Below are 17,887 nucleotides of genomic sequence, written 5' to 3' on the forward strand. Positions count from 1 at the left end.
CCACGCCTGCGCGTCCTCGCGCGCAGGTGTCGGGTTCCCGTGACTGACCTGTGGAGTTGTTTCTCCACCGCGTTGTTGTCAAACTTTTAACGTATTGTTGCATCTCGCCGAGATTTGGCTACAACTGTGACTGTCGACGCGGGTCTTTTCGCGCGCCGGTAGGAATAGAGGCGATCATGAGTGTGGCCACCGAGCACGCCCTCGCAACGATAGCGAGCATCCTCGACAAGCCGGAGTCCGTAAAGGGCGACGAGCGAGCGGCTGCACCTGCCGCGGGCGGTAGCGCGAAGAAGAACGTGGCGACCGTCGTACCGTTCGATCAGGCCGACGGCTACACCAAGGTCGGCCCCGGCCCCATCTCCGCGATCCGCTTCCGCTGGACCGCGCGCCGCGGCGAGGATGGCTACTATGTCGACGAGACCGTCGGCCCGACGTCGATCGCCGTGAGCAGCGGACCGATGTCGGCCGAGGCCGCCATCAAGATGGTCGATACCCGCGCCCACGAAGCCGTCGAGCGCTTCGAGCTGCTGAAGAGCGAGATGATCGGCAAGGGTCCGGCCCGGAGATAGTCCGCGGCGGGCGTGACGGCTTGGCTCGCTCCTCTCTCCTGACCTGATGAAAGGGCCGGTTTCTCCCAGCGACGCCCCGCGACAGCCTCTCGTCCCGCGCGCCGACCTCGGCTAAGACTGATCCAGTCTGTTCAAGCGAGGTCGTTCGAGATGGGACTTTTGAATCGCGCGCTTGCCGCGCTCACCGCTGTTGCAATGGTCTTTGGGCTCTGTGGCGCGGCGGCTGCCGACCAGCCCTCCCGCCTCGACGAGATCCTCCAGCGCGGCGCGCTCCGGGTCGGCATGACCGGCGACTACAAGCCCTTCACCTATCTCGACAAGGCCACCGGCAAGTTTTCCGGCTTCGACGTCGACATGGCTGAGGCGCTTGGCAAGGCGCTCGGGGTCAAGGTGGAATTCGTGCCCACCAGCTGGCCGCAACTGATGAAGGATTTCGAGGCCGACAAGTTCGACGTCGCGATGGGCGGCGTTTCGATCACGCTCGACCGCCAGAAGAAGGGCTACTTCACCACCCCGATCATGCGCGAGGGCAAGACTCCGATCGCCCGTTGCAGCGACACCTCGAAATTCCAGACGCTCGCCGACATCGACAAGCCGGGCACCCGGGTGGTCGTCAATCCCGGCGGCACGAACGAGCGCTTTGCCCGCGCCAACATCAAGGCCGCCGACATCCGCGTCCACAACGACAACACCACCATCTTTGAGGAGATCGCCAAGGGCGACGCCGATTTGATGATGACCGATGCCTCGGAGACCCGCTACCAGCAGAAGCTGCACCCCGGCGTGCTCTGCGCCGTCCACCCCGACAAGCCGTTCGACTTTTCCGAGAAGGCCTACTGGCTGCAGCGCGACGTCGCACTGAAGGCGTTCGTCGACCAGTGGCTGCACATCTCGATGGAAAACGGCAGCTATCAGGCTGTCTACAAGGCTTGGTTCGACTGACCGGACTCCGGGCTGAGACTGATCGTCGGTCGGGCGCGGACCACGCTCATGTGCATGAGATCGGAAAGACGTATCCAGATACATCCAAGCGTCCTACATCTCGGAGCTCGCTAGCGACCTGTTAACCCTAACTGTGTCCCATCTTCCTCAGCACGACTGAGGAGTCGCTGGGCGAGATGGGACTGAACTCGGGTGCTTGGGGCTGTTTGCTCGCGGGAGGGCTGCTGATGACGTCTCACGCAGCGCTGGCGCAGCAATGCCAGTCCACCGGCACCAATCAGACCTGCACCAATTCGCTTGCCCTGACTGGAAGCGCCACCGGGCTGCAGGATAACGCGACGGCGACGGTCACCAATAGTGGCGGAGCCAGCATCTCCGGCAGCGCCGCAGCCGGCTTCGGCCTGAGTGCCCAGACTGCCAATGTAACCAATTTCGGGACTATTTCCGGCTCCGGCCAGCAAGCACAGGGAGTGACCACAGGTGCGAACGCCACGGTGGTCAATGCTGGCGCCATCACCGGGATCTCGACGCCCGGCGGCACGCTGGGCTACGGCATCAATGCTGGCAATGACGGCTTCGTCGCCAACTCGGGCACGATCGCCGGCATCACAGGCGCCAACGGACTGGGTTTCGCCATCATCGCTTTCGGGAACGCCAATGTGACGAACTCCGGCACGATCTCGGGCAGTTCGGGCGAAAACGGCTCCAGCTACGGCGTATTAGGTGGTCGGGACGTACGCCTCGTCAACTCGGGCTCGCTGCTGAGCAGTAGCACCGGCCAGAACGGCTCTGCCATCGCGGTCCGCGGCGTCAACAACGTTGACGTCAGCAATTCGAGCCGCCTCGCGAGCAGCGGCGGCGACGGCAGCCAGGCCTTCGGTGTGCTGTCCGATCTCGGCGATCTGCGGATCGCGAATTCCGGCACCCTGACGGCCATGGTCGGCGCCGCCGGCCAGGCCAGTGGTGTGGTGGCGATTGGTGGCGCGGCGAATGTGACGAACTCCGGCATCATCGCCGTGACCGGGGGGACTTCCGGCTTCGGCATCCAGTCCGGGCAGGACGCCACCCTCGCCAACTCTGGCAGCATTGTCGTCAGCAGCGACCAGCAGGCCATTGGCCTCCTTACCGGCGGCAACGCCACGGTGACCAATTCCGGCACAATCACGGCGGTCGCCGGCGGGGCGGGCAGCGGCATCGGTATTTCCGCCGGCAACAATGCCGCCATCGTCAACTCCGGTACTATCATCGGCGTCACTCCACAGGGTAGCCAGGGCTTTGGCATCCAGGCCAGCGGCACGGCCAATGTCACCAACTCCGGCGAGATCTCCGGCAGCCTGGCCGCGCTGCAGTTTGCCGGCGGCGCCGACACCCTCACCGTTCTGCGCGGCTCGCGCATCATCGGGGCGATCAACCTCGGCGGCGGCGGCGACACCGTCAATTTCCGCGGTGGCAACCACAACCTCACCTTCGACACGCTGGCCGGGGCGACCGTGACCGGCACCACGCCCTTCGTGGTCTCCGGCAACCGGGCCGTCGCGATCGATCCAACCTCGTTTGCGTCCACGGGACGCACCTTGAACGACTTCAGCCGCGGCGTCTCTGACGCTGTGCCGGTCTTCACCGGAAGCCGCGCAACGGGTGGCGCGCCGCTTGCGTTCGCCGCCCCCGACGCCTCCTCCCGCATCGACGACGCCTTCGCTGCGATGCCGGGCCTGTCGGCCTATGCCAGCCCCGGCATGGCTTACAAGAATCCAACCGTGGTCTACGGCGACGGCAGCGCTATCTGGGGCCGCGGCTTCGGCGGCCAGCGCATCCAGCAGCAGGCGTGCTGCCGCGCACGACCAACCTGTTCTATGGCGGCATGATCGGTGGCGACTGGCAGGCCGGTTCCGGCTTGCGGCTTGGCGCCTTCCTGGGCGGCGGCCAGACCCGCAGCTCGGCCGATTTCAACTTCGGCACCACCAACGCCGATCTCGTGTTCGGTGGCGCCTATGCGCGCTACGACCTCGGCGCCTCGTTCCTGAATGCGGCCGTGCAGGCGGGCGGCTCACGCAACACGGCGAGCCGGACCATCAACAACAACCTCGTCGCCGGCGGGCTGGAGACGGCGGCCGCCAACTTCAACGGCTGGTATGTCAGCCCGGAGGCAACGTTCGGCCACCGCTGGGGGCTCGGCAGCCTCGGCGGCGCCACCTACACGCTGACGCCGTCGTTCCGGCTGCGCTATCTCTACGGCTCCTATGCCGGCTACACCGAGACCGGCACCACCGCGCCGCTGACGGTGAACGGCCAGACCGTGAGCCTGCTCGAGGAGCGCGGCGAGATGAAGCTGACCCGCAGCGTCGTATTCGCGCCGACCGACGTGCTCTCGACCAGCATCACCGCAGGCCTGCTCGGCACCCATAAGGTCGGCAGCAACACGGTCAACGCGTCCCTGCTCGGCCAAGCCATCCCCTTCGCGATCCCAGGCCAGTCCAACGTCTGGGGCGGCTTCGGCGGCCTCGGCCTGGAATGGCAGAGCCGCAACGTAACCCTGTTCTCGGCCGCCGAATATCTGGCGTTGTCGGACCGCTCGAACGTCGTCAGCGGCCGCGCGGGGCTGCGCGTTTCGTTCTGAGGCGCGACGGCATCCTGGCGGCGTCACACCTCGCGCGGTCGGATGATCTCGCGAGACATGCTCGAGAACTTCACAAGCTTCAGCGCCCTGACCCCCACCGCCGACCCCTCCCCGCAAGGGGGAGGGGAGCTCACCGCCGCCTGGGCGAAAAGCTCGGCCTGACCCTGATGGATTCGTGCTGCACCCGATCGCACTGCGGACATTGAGGGCGACTGTCGCGGCAACGTGTAGTTCGGCGCCGCTCATGATGTCCCCCGCTCTCACCGCAAAGACGGTGCACTCCCCTCCCCCTTGCGGGGCCCCTTGCGGGGAGGGGTCGGGGGTGGGGGTCCGCGAACTCCGCTGTTCATGAGAGCCGGCGTTCGACGTTGCACGTGTTTTGCCGACCTGCGCCAGAAGGCGATGTTGTCCTGTGAATTCAACGCGAAGACCCCTGTCCAGTCATTCGCTCAAATATCAACTTGCGTTTTTCCGAAATATATGGTTCACTGCACGCATCCCGCCTCAACGAGAGGGGCGTTGCGCGCGATCGTCACGACACGCGAGGTGGGGAGGCGATGGCCGCAAGATGCCGGAAGCGTGCGTGCACGCGGACGAACGGCGGATTGCGGACGTGAAGTCGTGTGGTCCTGGCGCCGCGACGCTGGCGTCAAGTCCGGGGGTGATGATGATCCCTCGGGCGACGGTGGCCAACAAGCCCGGCGCACCAGGGAGACTGCGTATAAGTGTTAAGACCATCGCGCAGGGAATGCCGGAGTTCGGCTGAACCTGTGGTGACTGCCGCCTGCTTATTCTTGTGCAGGCGGGCCATGGGTTGCGGCCAGCGCCCGGCATTCCCTGCGCCCTCTTCCGTTCAAGAGGGTTCGACTGACGGATCACTCGGACGTCATGCGTCGCGAGAACGCGGGATCATGTTTGGATGGCTCGTTCAGCACACTCGCCGTCATTCCGGGGCGCGCGCAGCGCGAGCCCGGAATCCATACTCTGTGACGATGTTGTTCGAGCGAGATGGAGCGGCCGGCGTGGCCGACACGACCGCTCGTGGTTATGGATTCCGGGCTCGCGCTTTCGCGCGCCCCGGAATGACGGCGTCGTGTGTGGATCGCTCGTGCCACACATTCGGTGTCGTCCCGGCCTCCGAGCCGGGACACAGACTCACAGGCGGTCGCGTGTGGCAGGCGCGCAGATGCAGTGGACGATAACACGACAGTCGTTGGTTATGGGTCCCGGCTCGGAGGCCGGGACGACAGTTGTGTTTGTGGTAGCACCTCGGCTGGCCCGCGAGGCGGCGATCAAGCCGCGGCCGCCCTCAGCCGTTGCGATAGGTGTAGCTGTAGCCGTTGATCGCCGGAGCGCCGCCGAGATGGGCGTAGAGCACCTTGGAGCCTTCCGGGAAGTAGCCCTTCTTGACGAGGTCGATCATGCCCTGCATCGACTTGCCCTCGTACACCGGGTCGGTGATCATCGCCTCGGTGCGGGCGGCGAGGCGGATGGCCTCGTTGGTCTCGGCGCTCGGCACGCCATAGGCCGGATAGGCGTAGTCGTTGATGATGACGATCTCGTCCTCGCGCACCTTGCGGCCGAGCTCGACCAGCTCCGCGGTGTTGTCGACGATCTGCCGCACCTGGTTGCGGGTCTGCTCCGGCGTGCCGGAGGCGTCGATGCCGATGACGCGGTCGGCGCGGCCGTCGGCGGCGAAGCCGACGATCATGCCGGCCTGGGTCGAGCCGGTGACGACGCAGACGATGATGTAGTCGAACTTGATGCCCATCTCGGCTTCCTGCGCCCTCACCTCTTCGGCGAAGCCGACATAGCCGAGGCCGCCGAACTTGTGCACGGAGGCGCCGGCCGGAATGCCGTAGGGCTTGCCGCCGGCATCCTTCACCGACTGGATCGCGTTCTCCCAGCTCTTGCGGATGCCGATGTCAAAGCCGTCCTCGACGATGCGGCTATCGGCGCCCATCAGGCGGGTCATCAGGATGTTGCCGACGCGGTCATAGACGGCGTCCTCGTGCGGCACCCAGCTCTCCTGCACCACGACGCACTTCATACCGATCTTGGCGGCGGTCGCCGCGACCATGCGGGTGTGGTTGGACTGCACGCCGCCGATCGACACCAGCGTGTCGGCGTTCGACTCGATCGCGTCGGGCACGATGTATTCGAGTTTGCGCAGCTTGTTGCCGCCCATCGCAAGGCCCGAGTTGCAGTCGTCGCGCTTGGCGTAGATCTGCACCTTGCCGCCAAGGGCGGCCGTCAGGCGCGGCAGATGCTCGATCGGGGTGGTGCCGAAGGTGAGCGGATACTTCTTGAACTTGTCGAGCCGAAGCACGGGATCTCTCCGTGGATGGTGGATTGGGTCGGCCGGGAACATACGAAAAAGCGCGAGAAAGGTGCTCTCTTTATCGGCTTGGGTTTTCGTGCTTACGTTCGCTCAGAGCCGATATGTCGGCCAATTCTCTCACTTACTGGCTATCTAATGAAAGAATCTTCCGACCAAGATATCGACCGCGTCGACCGCCGAATCCTGCAGCTGCTGCAGAAGGACGGACGAATGAGCAACGCCGAGCTGGCCGGGGCCGTCCATGTCAGCCCGGCGACATGCCATCGCCGCACCCAGCGCCTGTTCGAGGACGGCTACATCAGAAGCGTGCGCGCGCAGATCGCGCCCGAAAAGGTCGAGCGCAGCGCGCTGGTGCTGGTCGGCGTGGTGCTCGACCGCTCGACGCCGGAGAGTTTCCGCACCTTCGAGGCGGCGATCCGCAAGCTGAAATTCGTGCTCGACTGCCATCTCGTCGCCGGCGATTTCGACTACTTCCTAAAGATCCGCGTCCGCGACATGAACGACTTCAACCGCATGCACGGCGACCAGTTGATCTCGCTGCCGGGCGTGCGCCAGACGCGCACCTTCTTCGTGATGAAGGAGGTCGTCGACAATGCGCCGCTGGATTTCTGAGCGGGGCTGGCATTGAACCGGGCTTGCCGCATCGGCGACTTAATTGCGCGTGAGCTCGCTCACCTCAGCAACCGACATCGCGGAGATCCTGATGAAGAGGCTGTTGGCCGTTGCTGCCGTGGTTCTGGCCAGCAGTGCCGCCCAGGCGCAGTACGTGATCGAATATGGCGGCAAGACCATCCGCATCGATCCCGACCGCGGCACCGTGCAGATCCCCGGTGTCTACGACAACACCGAGCAGAAGAAGGCCAAGCGCGGCAAGCGCGAGCAGGATTCGACGGCCAAGCCGCAGCCGGGTTCGGACAAGCCGGCTTCCGCACCTGCCGAGGCGGCGGTCACGCCGGCTGCGCCTACGCAGGCCGCTCCGGCAACACCAGCCCCCGCTCCTGTTCCGCCTGCCCCGGCGCCGACGGCCGCAGCCCCACCGGCGGCGCCTGCGCCAGTCCAGGCCGCCGCGCCGCCTGCTCCGGTGCCTCCGGCACAGGCGCCCTCAGCCCCGGCAACGGTCACGCCGCCGGCGGCTGTGACACCGCCTGCTGCGCCAACCGCTCCCGCAGCCTTGCAGCCACCGGCCAAGCCGGCGCAGGCCCCTGCGGCGGTCACCACCGCCGCGGTCCCGCCTGCTGCCGCTGCACCGGCGGCCGTGCGCGATCCGAATTCTCCGGTCGGCATCTGGCTGACCGAGGAGAAGGAAGGCAAGATCCGCATCGAGCCGTGCGGGACCAATCTCTGCGGCTACGCCGTCAACGCCAAGACCAATCAGAATGGCGAGCAGATCCTGATCAACATGCGGCCGAGCGACAAGGCGCAGGACAAGAAGTGGAGCGGCCGCATCTACGATCCGAACAGCGGCAGCACCTACGATTCCACGATCAACCTGAAAGGCCCGGACAGTCTGCGCGTGCAGGGCTGCGCCTTCGGCGGCATGTTCTGCGGCGGCCAGACCTGGACACGGGTGAACTGAGAACGGCGCCGTCAAAACGAAAGCGCGCGGCCTTTCGACCGCGCGCTCGACATCTTGTTAGTCCCGCATCAGCCGACCGGCGTCGCGTATTCCTCGTCGGTGACGTGCTCCATCCAGTTCGAGTAGACGCCGTCGAGCGCCTCCTGCATGGCGATGTGCGTCATCTCATTGTCCGGCGAGGCGCCGTGCCAGTGCTTCTCGCCCGGCGGGATGAAGATCACGTCCCCGGGCCGGATCTCGCGCACCGGCCCGCCCTTCGCCTGGATGCGGCCGATACCCGAAATGACATAGAGTGTCTGGCCGAGCGGATGCGTGTGCCAGGCGGTGCGCGCGCCCGGCGCGAACGAGACGCGGGAGGCGTTGAGCCGCGCGGGCGCCGGCGCCATGATCAGCGGATCCTGCAGCACGTTGCCGGTGAAGTACTCGGCCGGCGCCTTGCGCGTCGCGCGCGAGCCTGCGGGGTGGAAATCCATGATGTGCCTTTCTGCGGCGGTTCGAGCTTACTTCTTCGACGCGGCGTAGCGCGCCTTGGTCTCGGCGTTCATCGGGTACAGGCCCGGCAGCACCGCGCCCTTGTTCACCTCGTCGACGATCCAGGCTTCCATGCGCTCCTGCTCGGGGCCTTCGGCCAGCACGTGGTCGAGCATCGCCTGCGGGATCAGCACCGCGCCGTCCTGGTCGGCGACGATGACGTCGTTCGGAAATACCGCGACGCCGCCGCAGCCGATCGCCTCGCCCCAGCCGACGAAGGTCAGGCCGGCGACCGACGGCGGCGCGGCATAGCCGTCGCACCACACCGGAAGGCCGGTGCCCATCACGCCTTCGAGGTCACGCACCACGCCGTCGGTGATGAGCGCGGTGACGCCGCGCTTCACCATGCGCGCGCAGAGGATGTCGCCGAAGATGCCGGCGTCCTTGACGCCCATCGCATCGACCACGGCGATGCAGCCCTCGGGCATGGCCTCGATCGCGGTGCGGGTCGAGATCGGCGAAGACCACGACTCCGGCGTCGCCAGATCCTCGCGCGCCGGCACGAAGCGCAGGGTGAAGGCGGGACCGACCAGCCGCTTCTGTCCCGGGCGCAGCGGCTTGGCACCGCGCAGCCAGACATTGCGCAACCCCTTCTTCAGCAGGACCGTGGTGATGGTCGCGGTGGTGACTTGAGAGAGGGTGGCGATGGCTTCGGGGGTGAGGGACATCGTGAGACTGGTGCTCCAACAGGGCTGGCGGAAAAAGCTGGCGCATCTTGCGAGCGACGGTCGCGCCGTCAAGGGCATGCTCGGTGCGTCCAGCGCATGCGGGCCCTGCAGCGGCCCGATAAAGTCTCCTTATCACATGGCATCCGATTAATTTATTGAATTTTCGAGAGTTTTCGTCATGGACCCAATTCCACTCGCAAATGAAACGAGCTAGATCAGGGATCACGAACGCGGATCATTGCGGACTCATGGCCGATCCTTTTCCACCCCCTCGCCTGCTCCCCAGTGGCGACAGCGCCGTCACCGTCGAGTTCAGCCGGACCATCGACGAGACCGCCAACCGCCGCGTGCTCGCGCTCGATCATGCGCTGGCGGCGGCTGGAATCGCAGGTATCACCGAGACGGTGCCGACCTATCGCTCGCTGCTGGTGCATTACGATCCCGGCGTGATCGACCACGACACGCTCGGCGCTAGGCTGCTGGCGCTGTCGGCCGGCTCGCTTGCGCCGGAGACCGACATCAGGCGCTGGCGTGTGCCCGTGTGCTATGGCGGCGAGAACGGCATCGATCTCGAGGATGTCGCCAAGGCGCTGAACCTGACGCAAGACGACGTCATCGCCAGGCATGTCGCCGGCACCTATCGCGTCGCGATGATCGGCTTCACGCCGGGCTGGTCCTATCTCTCGGGACTCGATCCCGCGCTGCAGATGCCGCGCCGGCAAAATCCGCGGATCGCGACGCCCGCCGGCATCGTTGCGATCGGCGGCATCCAGACCGGCATCCAATGCCTCGCCGGCCCCTGCGGCTGGCACCTGATCGGCCGCACGGCGATACGGACGTTCCAGCTGCATCGCGAGCCGACCTTCCTGCTCGAGCCCGGCGATGAGGTCCGCTTCGCCGCCGTGGATGAGAAGACCTTTGCCGAGCAGGAGCGCGCCGCCGAGGGCGGCGAGTTCATCGCCGAACGGATCGCCGCATGAGCACGCTCGTCGTCGCGCAGATCAGTCCGGCGAGCTCGGTCCAGGATGGCGGACGCTTTGGCGCGCAGCGCTATGGGCTGACACCGTCGGGAGCGATGGACAAGCTCTCGCTCGCGGCGGCAAACAGCCTCGTCGGCAATGACCTCATGGCAGCGGCGATCGAGATCGGTCCGTTCGGTGCGACGTTCACCGCAAAGGGCGGCCCGGTGCGCGTGGCGCTGTCCGGCGCGCCGCGCCCTGCTGACGTTGCCAAGCGCCCAGTCGAGATGAATACGTCGGTGACGCTGAATGAGGGCGAGAAGCTCACGCTCGGCTTCGCTCGCGGCGGTTCGTTCAGCTATCTCGCGATAGCGGGCGGCATTGCCGGCGAGCCGATGTTCAACAGCCTCTCGGTCAATGCACGTGCGGGATTGGGCAGCCCCTACCCGCGCCCGCTGCAGTCGGGCGATGAGTTCGAGGTCACACCGGCGAGCCAGGCGCCGGAGATGCAGATCGAGCTGCCGAAGACGAGCGGCGCGATCCGCGTGGTGATGGGTCCGCAGGACGACGAGTTCAGCGACGAGATGAAGGCGCTGTTCCTCGACAGCGACTGGAAAGTGTCCGCGACCAGTGACCGCATGGGCTATCGGCTCGAGGGCCCCGTGATCCGCCATCTGCACGGCCACAACATCGTCTCCGACGGCACCGTCGAGGGCAGCATCCAGGTTCCCGGCAACGGCTCGCCGATCGTTCTGATGTCGGACCGCGGCACCAGCGGCGGTTACCCGAAGATCGCGACCGTCATCACCGCTGACTATGCTCGTCTGGCGCAGACGCCGGCCGGCACGCCGTTTCGCTTCAAGGCCGTCAGCATGGCCGAGGCGCAGGCGGAGCTGCGCCGCTACAAGGATCTGCTGCGCAGCCTGCCTGGTCGCGTCACAGAGCTCGTGAGCAGCGAGTTCAACGTGGATGCCCTGCTCACGGCGAACGTGGCCGGGCATGCCGTCAGCGCGACCGATGTCGGCACCTGGCCCGGAGCGGCACCCGACTAAATGGAATCGCCATCTCATCAACGAGCGGACCCATCACATGACCAGCACCGTCGATTTGAACTGCGACCTCGGAGAAAGCTTTGGCCCGTGGGAGATGGGCAATGACGCCGCGATGATCGAGCTCGCGACCTCGGTCAACGTCGCCTGCGGCTTTCACGCCGGCGATGCCGACATTATGCGCAGGACGGTCGAGATGGCGAAGGCCAAGGGCGTCAGCGTCGGCGCGCATCCGGGTTATCGCGATCTGCATGGTTTTGGCCGGCGCCCGGTGCCGGGCCTGAAATCATCGGAGATCGAGAACCTGGTCGCCTATCAGATCGGCGCGCTGCAGGCGATCGCGACCGCGGGCGGCCACAAGGTCACGCATGTGAAGGCGCATGGCGCGCTGTCCAACGTCGCCTGCGAGGATGACATGACGGCCAACGCGGTCGCCAAGGCGATCAAGGCGGTCGATCCGAGCCTGATCTTCGTCGTGCTCGCCAACTCGAAGCTGGTGACGGCGGGAGAGAAAGCGAACCTGTCGATGGCGCATGAGGTGTTCGCCGACCGCGCCTACGACGATAACGGCTTGCTCGTCTCTCGCAGCAAGCCCGGCGCGGTGTTGCACGATCCCAGAGAGATTGCCGATCGTGTCGTGCGCATGGTGCAGGACGGTGCCGTCGTCTCGGTGACGGGCAAGGTGATGAAGATGCGCACCGACACCGTCTGCATTCACGGTGACACTGCTGGCGCCGTCGAGATCGCCCGCGAGGTGCGCAAGGCGCTCGACGCGGCCGGCATCAAGGTGGCGCCGTTCAAGACGGCGCCGTGAACGAAGGAGTTTGATCAGAAGGGATGGGTGAAGGGCGTTCCGAAGGTGATCGCCGCGATGAGCGCCAGCGCGCCGTAGAGCGCCACAAGAGCTGCGGTCGTGCCCCGCTCGCGCATCGCGCGGACCTGGGGCGTCTGGCGCAGGGTCGTCGTGATCGTCTGCATGGCCGGTCTCCTGAAGTTCCGACCACGAGAGAAAAGCGTTCTCGGGATCGGGCGCAAGGCAACCGGGCAAATAACGACAAGCCCCCTGTTTTGGGTCCGCAGGGAACCAAAACATTCTCGGCCAGAGTTCCGGCCGAGAATTTTATCCGCTGGGTTCCAGCGGTTCCGGCTCGTTAATAAACGTCGAGCTGGAACCGCCCCTTCTTCTTGAGATCCGCCACGAAGCTGACAGCCTCGTCAGTCGAGCGGGCGCCGAACTGGGCGACGATATCGACAAGCGCGCGCTCGACGTCCTTGGCCATGCGCTTGGCATCGCCGCAGATGTAGAGATGCGCGCCCTCAGTGAGCCAGGTCCAGACCTCGCGGCCGACCTCGCGCATCCGGTCCTGGACGTAGAACTTCTTGTCGCCGTCGCGCGACCACGCCAGCGACAATCGCGTCAGCAGCCCGGCGGTCTTCATTGCGTTGAGTTCGTCGGCGTAGAAGAAGTCACAGTCGCTGCGCTGGTGGCCGAAGAACAGCCAGTTCTTGCCCGGCGCGCCCGTCGCTCTGCGATCATGCAGGAAGGCGCGGAACGGCGCGATGCCGGTGCCCGGGCCGACCATGATGATCGGCGTCTTCGGGTCGGCCGGCAGCGCGAAGCCATGCGCCTTCTGCACGTAGACGCGGAGCTTGTCGCCGGGATTGATACGCTCGGCGAGGAAGGTCGAGGCGAGGCCGAGCCGCTTGCGCTTGCCGATGACATAGCGGACGCAGTCAACGGTCAGCGAGAGTTTTCCCGGCGTCGCGTTGTGCGACGAGGAAATCGAATACAGCCGCGGCTGCAACGACTCCAGCGCTTCGACGAAGGCTTCGGGATGCGGCCGGACGACGGAGAACTTCTGCAGCACCGCCATGACGTCGAGCGTCGCCGCATCGCCATCGGGATCCTCTCCCTGCGCCAGCTGGCGCGCCTTCTCGCGCGTCGCGCCGCCGGTGATGAAGGAGATCAGCTCGAACAGAGAGTCCGGCGCGGGAGAGAGCGAGACGTCCTCGAGCAGGCACTGCCGCAGCGGCTTGCCGTTCACCTCGGTCATGTGCGAGGCACCGAGCAGCGCGATGATCTGGTCGACGAGGCCGAGATCGTTTTTGGCGAAGATGCCGAAGGAATCGCCGACGACATAGTCGAGCCCGGCCTCGGCGAGATCGAACTCGATGTGCCACGTCTCTTTCTCCGAGCCCGGCTTGTTGAGCAGGCGCCGCGACAGGAACGTCGCCTCGACCGGATTGTCGCGCGAGCGGCCCGGCTCGCTGACAACGACGGAGACGGTGGCGGGCGTTGCCGCGGCGGCCGGCTTGGCGGTCGCCGGCGCCTTGTCGATCTCCTCATACAGCGCCTTCAGCATCCGCGCGGTTTCCTTGCCGCCGGGGACGCACAGATTGAGGCGCGCCTCGCTGCGATCCGCGATCGCATCCGAATAGTCGCTGCAGTTGTAGCCGCACTGGCCGCAATCTTGCTGCGCCATCGCCGCCATCATCCGCCGCCGCAACGGGCGGCCCTCGGCCAGCTTCATGCGATCGGCGATCGGCATGGTCTGGTCGTGCCACGGCGCCTCGCCGTCGTCACCATCGCCCGGTGCGAGCACGGCGCCGTTCTGCGCCGGCGAGAGCGGCGTCGAGCTGTCCAGGCCGAGCGCGCCGGCGAGGAAGCCGTTGAGCCAGGAGCGCTGCGCTTCGGAGAACGGCGCGCTTGCCGGAATGATTTCGATCTTCGGCATGGGCGTGATCTGGTTCATGCTGACACCTCGGACGAGTTCTGCGCCTCAGCGAGCTGGCGCAAGGCTTCGCCATCATGGCGGCGGGCGAACGAGAGGAATGTCTCGTCAGGAGAAGCGCGATGGACGAGATAGGCCTTGAGCAGCTTCTCGATCGTTGCAGGCGCGTCCACGGCCTTGAGATCGCGATACACCTCGCGGCCGATATCGGCCTGCGAGCCGAAGCCGCCGCCCGCGAACAGATGATAGCCCTCGACGGTGTCGTCGCCATCGCCGACCGGCACCTTGGCCGCGATCATGCCGATGTCGCTAATGTAGTGCTGGGCGCAGGAGTGATGACAGCCGGTGAGATGGATGTTCAGCGGAGTGTCCATCTCCACCCTGCTCTCGCACCAGTCGCCGATCTCCGCCGCATGCTTCTTGGTGTTGGCCGCCGCGAATTTGCAGCCGGCGTTGCCGGTGCAGGCGATCAGTCCGGCGCGAATATGCGAGGCTGTCGTCGCGAGTCCGATCTGCGCGATCGCGGCGCAGGCCAGAGCCACGTTCTCGTCGCGGACGCCGGGGATCAGCAGGTTCTGCCACACCGTCAGCCTGATCTCGCCGTCACCGAGATCGGCCGAGATCTTGGCGAGCGCCCGCATCTGATCGGTGGTCAGCTTGCCGAGCGGCAGCACGACGCCAATCCAGTTCAGTCCGGGCTGCTTCTGCGGGTGGACACCGATATGCGCCATGCGGTCCGGCTCGGGACGCGGTGCGAGCGCTTCGTCCGGCACGCGCGCGAGCCTGCGGCCGAGCTTCGCCTCGACAGCCTCCATGAACTTGTCGTGGCCCATGCTGTCGAGCACGTATTTGAGCCGCGCCTTCAGGCGATTGGTGCGGTCGCCGGTCTCGATGAACAGCCGCACGATGGCATCGGCGACTTCGGTCGCGCGTTCCGGCTCGACGATGATGCCGGTCGGCTTGGCGAAATCCTTGTGCCCGGTGATGCCGCCGAGGCCGAGCCTGAACCACACGCCTGGTGCGACGCCGAAACCGTCCTTCACCTCGACCGCGGAGAACGCGATGTCGTTGGTGTCTTCGAGCGCGGCGATGCGGCCGGCGCCGTCAAAGGCGACGTTGAATTTGCGCGGCAGGCCGTACAGCGAGCGATCATTGAGGATGTGGAAGTGCCACTCGCGCGCATAGGGACGCGTGTCCAGGAGCTCCTGCGGGTCGATGCCTGCGGTCGGCGTGCCCGTGACGTTGCGGATGTTGTCGGCGCCCGAGCCGCGCGCGGTGAAGCCGAGATCCGAGAGTCCTTCGAGCAGCATCACCGCGTGCTTGGGCGGGATCTCGCGCAGCTGCAGATTGGCGCGGGTCGTGACGTGGCTGTAGGGGCCGCACAGATGATCAGCGAGATCGGCGAGCCCTGCGAGCTGCCAATGCTTCATGATGCCGTTCGGGATGCGCAGCCGGCACATGTAGGAATCCTGCGCCGGCGCGACGTGGAACAGGCCGAAATAGCGCCAGCGGAAATTGTCGGCCGCGGACGGCGCGGCATTGCTGCGGGTCTGCTGCTTCAGGCGCTCATAGGCATCGAACGGATGCAGCTCGCGCTTGACCTTCTCCTGGTCGGCGAGCTTGCGGCCCGACGCGAGGACCTTGTCCTGTGCCTTGATGTGGATGGCGTCGGGACCTGCCGGCTCGGTTGCGGCTGCCGTCGTGGTCGCCGGGTTACGGCCGGCGAGGGTCACCTTGAGGCCGGCGGCCAAGCCCTCGAGATAGCGCTTCTGCTCGTCGTTGAAGTCGACAGACAACGGCTCGATTTTCATGATGGCGGACGAAGCTCCAGCAGCCAGGCGATTGGCGTTCGGGGATGGGATGAGGATCACGTCGCCCGAACCGCCAGCGTTGGCATCTTTCAGGAGAGCGATCCGACCAGCTTCGTTGCTGCGGAAATCCGACACGGATTGCAGCCAGCGGCATCTGCGGCGGCTGACTGCACTGCAATATTCAAGTTGCGTGCCAGCCGCGAAGCCTAGGAAATACGAGTGAAATCAGAGGGCTGCTCGAATCGCCGACCCCGCGATCGGCGCCTCAAGCCCTCAAATGCGAGCACTTCGCCCAAATTTTGATCGGCGAAGCCATTTGCCTGATTTCTGTTCCGACGAGTGATCAGGCCGTCCAGCGGCCGATCTTGAAGGCTTTTAGATGGCCTGGGACATCGTCGGCCGCGAAGGGCGGCCCCGCGAAGGCGCCGATCGCGGCATCCTGGGCCTTCCCCTGCGTGCCGAGTGCGGCGTCGTAGATGTCAGGCCGGAACACGCCCATCGCGGTGCTCAAAGCGTCGCTGCTGAGCGGCGTCTGCCCCCAGCGGACCATCTGGGCGTACAGCCAGGCGGCCTGGATCTTCTCCGGTCGCGCAGCGCCCTCGCGGCCGACCAGCAGGTAGCGCGGGCTTTCGCGGAAGGTGCCGTCCGGCGAAATCTTCAGCCGGCCGTCGAGCGTGCGCTTGATCACCTCGGCATCGACACCGATCCGCTCGGGCTGGGCCAGGATCCGCGCCGCATCCTCATGGTTCTGTTCGATGAAATCAGCGGCGCAGGCGCAGGCCCGGACCAGGGCGGCCAATGCATCCGGGTTCTTGTCTGCCCAGCTCTGCCTGACGGCCAGCACCTTCTCGGCCGCGCGTACCAGCACGTCCGAGACGAAGTGCAGGATGTGGCCGATGCCGAGATCGACCGCGATCGAATTCCAGGGCGCACCGACGCAGAAGGCGTCGACGTGACCATTGGCGATGCTCTCGACCATATAGGGCGGCGGCAGCACCACCAGCCGGACGTCCTCGTCGGGATCGACGCCGCCGGCGGCCATCCAGAACCGGAGCTGGTAGTTGTGGGTCGAGAACGGAAAGGTCATGCCGAAGGTCAGCGGCTCGGCGCCGGCCTTGCGGCGCGCAGCGACCACACGCGCCAGCGCCAGCGCGGTCGCCATCGGATCGAACCGATCGCCGTCGAGATGCGCCATCAGCTCGGCATGCAGCGCCGGCGTCACGGTGATCGCGTTGCCGTTTACGCCGAGATTGAAGGGGGCGACGATCGGCACCTTCACATGGCCAATACCGAGGCTGGAGGCGATCGCGACCGGCGCCAGCAGATGCGCGGCATCGAACAGGCCGATATTGAGCTTGTCGCGCACGTTGGACCAGGAGACCTCGCGCACCAGCGTGACGTCGAGCCCCTCGGCGGCCGTGAAGCCCTTGTCGACGGCGACGATCAGCGCGGCGGCATCGACCAGCGGAATGAAGCCAATGCGAAGCGAGCCGGTCATTTCAGCATCTCCGAGGCGGTGAGGATCGACTGCGCGATCTCGCCGATCTTCTTCTTCTCGCGCATCGCCGTGGAGCGCAACAGAACGTAGGCTTCCTCTTCGGTGAAGCCCTTCATCTTCATCAGGATGCCCTTGGCGCGGTCGATCACCTTGCGATCCTCGAGCGCCGACTTGGTGCGCTCCAGCTCGTCCTGCAGCTTGGAGAAGGCATTGAAGCGAGAGATGCAGAGGTCGAGGATCGGCTTGATCCGCTCCTTCTTCAGGCCGTCGACGATATAGGCCGATACGCCCGCCTCCACCGAGGCCTGGATCGAGGCGGCATCGCTCTGGTCGACGAACATCGCGATCGGCCGCCGGACCGCCCTGCTCACCTGGAACATCTGCTCCAGCACGTCGCGGCTCGGGTTCTCCAGGTCGATGACGATCACATCCGGGTCCAGGGCATAGATCCGCGCCAGCAGGCCCTGCATCTCGCTGACATGCACCACGCCGGTAAATCCCGCCTCGCGCAGGCCCTCCTCCAGGATGGCGGCGCGGATCGGGCTCTCGTCAACGATCACGATTTTCGGGGATTGCTCGGCGCTCATCGTTCAC

General features: G+C 65.9%; 17 protein-coding genes. 9 read left to right on the forward strand and 8 right to left on the reverse strand.

Translation table 11 applies throughout. The features are described 5' to 3' along the window. Nucleotides 1-176: 176 nt before the first annotated feature. The 4 genes from ACQR0Z_RS17995 to ACQR0Z_RS18010 all read left to right on the forward strand — a co-directional run bounded on the left by ACQR0Z_RS17995 (nucleotide 177) and on the right by ACQR0Z_RS18010 (nucleotide 4,128). Nucleotides 177-569: a hypothetical protein gene (locus tag ACQR0Z_RS17995; RefSeq protein ID WP_434880100.1), complete on the forward strand. Its 393-nt coding sequence runs from the start codon at nucleotides 177-179 to the stop codon at nucleotides 567-569. A gap of 150 nt (nucleotides 570-719) precedes the next feature. After that, nucleotides 720-1,511, forward strand: a complete 792-nt coding sequence (locus ACQR0Z_RS18000) for a transporter substrate-binding domain-containing protein (protein ID WP_434919538.1) — start codon at nucleotides 720-722, stop codon at nucleotides 1,509-1,511. Between the two features lie 227 nt (nucleotides 1,512-1,738). Then, nucleotides 1,739-3,376: a beta strand repeat-containing protein gene (locus ACQR0Z_RS18005; RefSeq protein ID WP_434919539.1), complete on the forward strand. Its 1,638-nt coding sequence runs from the start codon at nucleotides 1,739-1,741 to the stop codon at nucleotides 3,374-3,376. After that, entirely contained in the window at nucleotides 3,337-4,128 is a 792-nt protein-coding gene (locus ACQR0Z_RS18010; protein ID WP_434919540.1) for an autotransporter outer membrane beta-barrel domain-containing protein, read from the forward strand. The genes ACQR0Z_RS18005 and ACQR0Z_RS18010 overlap by 40 nt, the downstream gene beginning before the upstream one ends. Nucleotides 4,129-5,437: 1,309 nt before the next feature. Here ACQR0Z_RS18010 and ACQR0Z_RS18015 read toward each other — a convergent pair. Next, nucleotides 5,438-6,457: a 1-aminocyclopropane-1-carboxylate deaminase gene (locus tag ACQR0Z_RS18015; RefSeq protein ID WP_434860751.1), complete on the reverse strand. Its 1,020-nt coding sequence runs from the start codon at nucleotides 6,455-6,457 to the stop codon at nucleotides 5,438-5,440. A gap of 147 nt (nucleotides 6,458-6,604) precedes the next feature. On the opposite strand from ACQR0Z_RS18015, the gene ACQR0Z_RS18020 reads away from it, so the two are divergent. Next, complete coding sequence (locus ACQR0Z_RS18020; RefSeq protein WP_434860752.1) at nucleotides 6,605-7,081, forward strand: Lrp/AsnC family transcriptional regulator; 477 nt, start codon at nucleotides 6,605-6,607, stop codon at nucleotides 7,079-7,081. Between the two features lie 91 nt (nucleotides 7,082-7,172). Further along, nucleotides 7,173-8,045 (forward strand): DUF2147 domain-containing protein, encoded by an 873-nt coding sequence (locus ACQR0Z_RS18025; RefSeq protein WP_434919541.1) that lies wholly within the window; start codon nucleotides 7,173-7,175, stop codon nucleotides 8,043-8,045. 68 nt (nucleotides 8,046-8,113) lie between these two features. Here ACQR0Z_RS18025 and ACQR0Z_RS18030 read toward each other — a convergent pair whose 3' ends face one another. Both ACQR0Z_RS18030 and ACQR0Z_RS18035 read right to left on the reverse strand, forming a co-directional pair. Further along, nucleotides 8,114-8,518 (reverse strand): (R)-mandelonitrile lyase, encoded by a 405-nt coding sequence (locus tag ACQR0Z_RS18030; protein WP_006613955.1) that lies wholly within the window; start codon nucleotides 8,516-8,518, stop codon nucleotides 8,114-8,116. A gap of 27 nt (nucleotides 8,519-8,545) precedes the next feature. Beyond that, nucleotides 8,546-9,244 (reverse strand): ribonuclease activity regulator RraA, encoded by a 699-nt coding sequence (locus ACQR0Z_RS18035; protein WP_006613956.1) that lies wholly within the window; start codon nucleotides 9,242-9,244, stop codon nucleotides 8,546-8,548. A 248-nt stretch (nucleotides 9,245-9,492) separates the two neighbouring features. Between ACQR0Z_RS18035 and pxpB the strand changes: the two genes are divergently transcribed. From pxpB to ACQR0Z_RS18050, 3 genes are read left to right on the forward strand one after another with little or no spacing between them, the layout of a single operon-like run. Beyond that, complete coding sequence (gene pxpB / locus ACQR0Z_RS18040; protein ID WP_434919542.1) at nucleotides 9,493-10,224, forward strand: 5-oxoprolinase subunit PxpB; 732 nt, start codon at nucleotides 9,493-9,495, stop codon at nucleotides 10,222-10,224. Beyond that, nucleotides 10,221-11,255, forward strand: coding sequence for a biotin-dependent carboxyltransferase family protein (locus ACQR0Z_RS18045; protein WP_434919543.1), 1,035 nt, complete (start codon nucleotides 10,221-10,223; stop codon nucleotides 11,253-11,255). Before pxpB ends, ACQR0Z_RS18045 begins: the two co-directional genes overlap by 4 nt. 37 nt (nucleotides 11,256-11,292) lie before the next feature. Further along, complete coding sequence (locus ACQR0Z_RS18050) at nucleotides 11,293-12,066, forward strand: LamB/YcsF family protein (protein WP_434919544.1); 774 nt, start codon at nucleotides 11,293-11,295, stop codon at nucleotides 12,064-12,066. A 14-nt stretch (nucleotides 12,067-12,080) separates the two neighbouring features. Here ACQR0Z_RS18050 and ACQR0Z_RS18055 read toward each other — a convergent pair whose 3' ends face one another. The 5 genes from ACQR0Z_RS18055 to ACQR0Z_RS18075 form a co-directional block, all read right to left on the reverse strand. Then, nucleotides 12,081-12,230: a hypothetical protein gene (locus tag ACQR0Z_RS18055; protein WP_434860757.1), complete on the reverse strand. Its 150-nt coding sequence runs from the start codon at nucleotides 12,228-12,230 to the stop codon at nucleotides 12,081-12,083. Between the two features lie 173 nt (nucleotides 12,231-12,403). Then, nucleotides 12,404-14,005: a sulfite reductase subunit alpha gene (locus tag ACQR0Z_RS18060; RefSeq protein WP_434919545.1), complete on the reverse strand. Its 1,602-nt coding sequence runs from the start codon at nucleotides 14,003-14,005 to the stop codon at nucleotides 12,404-12,406. Beyond that, nucleotides 14,002-15,795, reverse strand: a complete 1,794-nt coding sequence (locus ACQR0Z_RS18065; protein ID WP_434919546.1) for a NirA family protein — start codon at nucleotides 15,793-15,795, stop codon at nucleotides 14,002-14,004. The genes ACQR0Z_RS18060 and ACQR0Z_RS18065 overlap by 4 nt, the downstream gene beginning before the upstream one ends. 343 nt (nucleotides 15,796-16,138) lie before the next feature. Further along, nucleotides 16,139-17,293, reverse strand: a complete 1,155-nt coding sequence (locus ACQR0Z_RS18070; protein WP_434919547.1) for a CmpA/NrtA family ABC transporter substrate-binding protein — start codon at nucleotides 17,291-17,293, stop codon at nucleotides 16,139-16,141. After that, on the reverse strand, nucleotides 17,290-17,880 hold the full coding sequence (locus ACQR0Z_RS18075) for an ANTAR domain-containing response regulator (RefSeq protein WP_008965342.1): 591 nt from the start codon (nucleotides 17,878-17,880) through the stop codon (nucleotides 17,290-17,292). Before ACQR0Z_RS18075 ends, ACQR0Z_RS18070 begins: the two co-directional genes overlap by 4 nt. Between the last annotated feature and the right edge of the window lie 7 nt (nucleotides 17,881-17,887).

Source organism: Bradyrhizobium sp. HKCCYLS3077 (assembly GCF_051167555.1).
Lineage (GTDB): Bacteria > Pseudomonadota > Alphaproteobacteria > Rhizobiales > Xanthobacteraceae > Bradyrhizobium.

Bases quoted from the DNA above. Each gene is read 5' to 3' on its own strand.
- ACQR0Z_RS18035 (WP_006613956.1), bottom strand. From the start codon at position 9,244: ATGTCCCTCACCCCCGAAGCCATCGCCACCCTCTCTCAAGTCACCACC.
- pxpB (WP_434919542.1), top strand. From the start codon at position 9,493: ATGGCCGATCCTTTTCCACCCCCTCGCCTGCTCCCCAGTGGCGACAGC.
- ACQR0Z_RS18055 (WP_434860757.1), bottom strand. From the start codon at position 12,230: ATGCAGACGATCACGACGACCCTGCGCCAGACGCCCCAGGTCCGCGCG.
- ACQR0Z_RS17995 (WP_434880100.1), top strand. From the start codon at position 177: ATGAGTGTGGCCACCGAGCACGCCCTCGCAACGATAGCGAGCATCCTC.
- ACQR0Z_RS18005 (WP_434919539.1), top strand. From the start codon at position 1,739: ATGACGTCTCACGCAGCGCTGGCGCAGCAATGCCAGTCCACCGGCACC.
- ACQR0Z_RS18060 (WP_434919545.1), bottom strand. From the start codon at position 14,005: ATGAACCAGATCACGCCCATGCCGAAGATCGAAATCATTCCGGCAAGC.
- ACQR0Z_RS18050 (WP_434919544.1), top strand. From the start codon at position 11,293: ATGACCAGCACCGTCGATTTGAACTGCGACCTCGGAGAAAGCTTTGGC.
- ACQR0Z_RS18000 (WP_434919538.1), top strand. From the start codon at position 720: ATGGGACTTTTGAATCGCGCGCTTGCCGCGCTCACCGCTGTTGCAATG.
- ACQR0Z_RS18020 (WP_434860752.1), top strand. From the start codon at position 6,605: ATGAAAGAATCTTCCGACCAAGATATCGACCGCGTCGACCGCCGAATC.
- ACQR0Z_RS18070 (WP_434919547.1), bottom strand. From the start codon at position 17,293: ATGACCGGCTCGCTTCGCATTGGCTTCATTCCGCTGGTCGATGCCGCC.
- ACQR0Z_RS18045 (WP_434919543.1), top strand. From the start codon at position 10,221: ATGAGCACGCTCGTCGTCGCGCAGATCAGTCCGGCGAGCTCGGTCCAG.
- ACQR0Z_RS18030 (WP_006613955.1), bottom strand. From the start codon at position 8,518: ATGGATTTCCACCCCGCAGGCTCGCGCGCGACGCGCAAGGCGCCGGCC.
- ACQR0Z_RS18065 (WP_434919546.1), bottom strand. From the start codon at position 15,795: ATGAAAATCGAGCCGTTGTCTGTCGACTTCAACGACGAGCAGAAGCGC.
- ACQR0Z_RS18075 (WP_008965342.1), bottom strand. From the start codon at position 17,880: ATGAGCGCCGAGCAATCCCCGAAAATCGTGATCGTTGACGAGAGCCCG.
- ACQR0Z_RS18025 (WP_434919541.1), top strand. From the start codon at position 7,173: ATGAAGAGGCTGTTGGCCGTTGCTGCCGTGGTTCTGGCCAGCAGTGCC.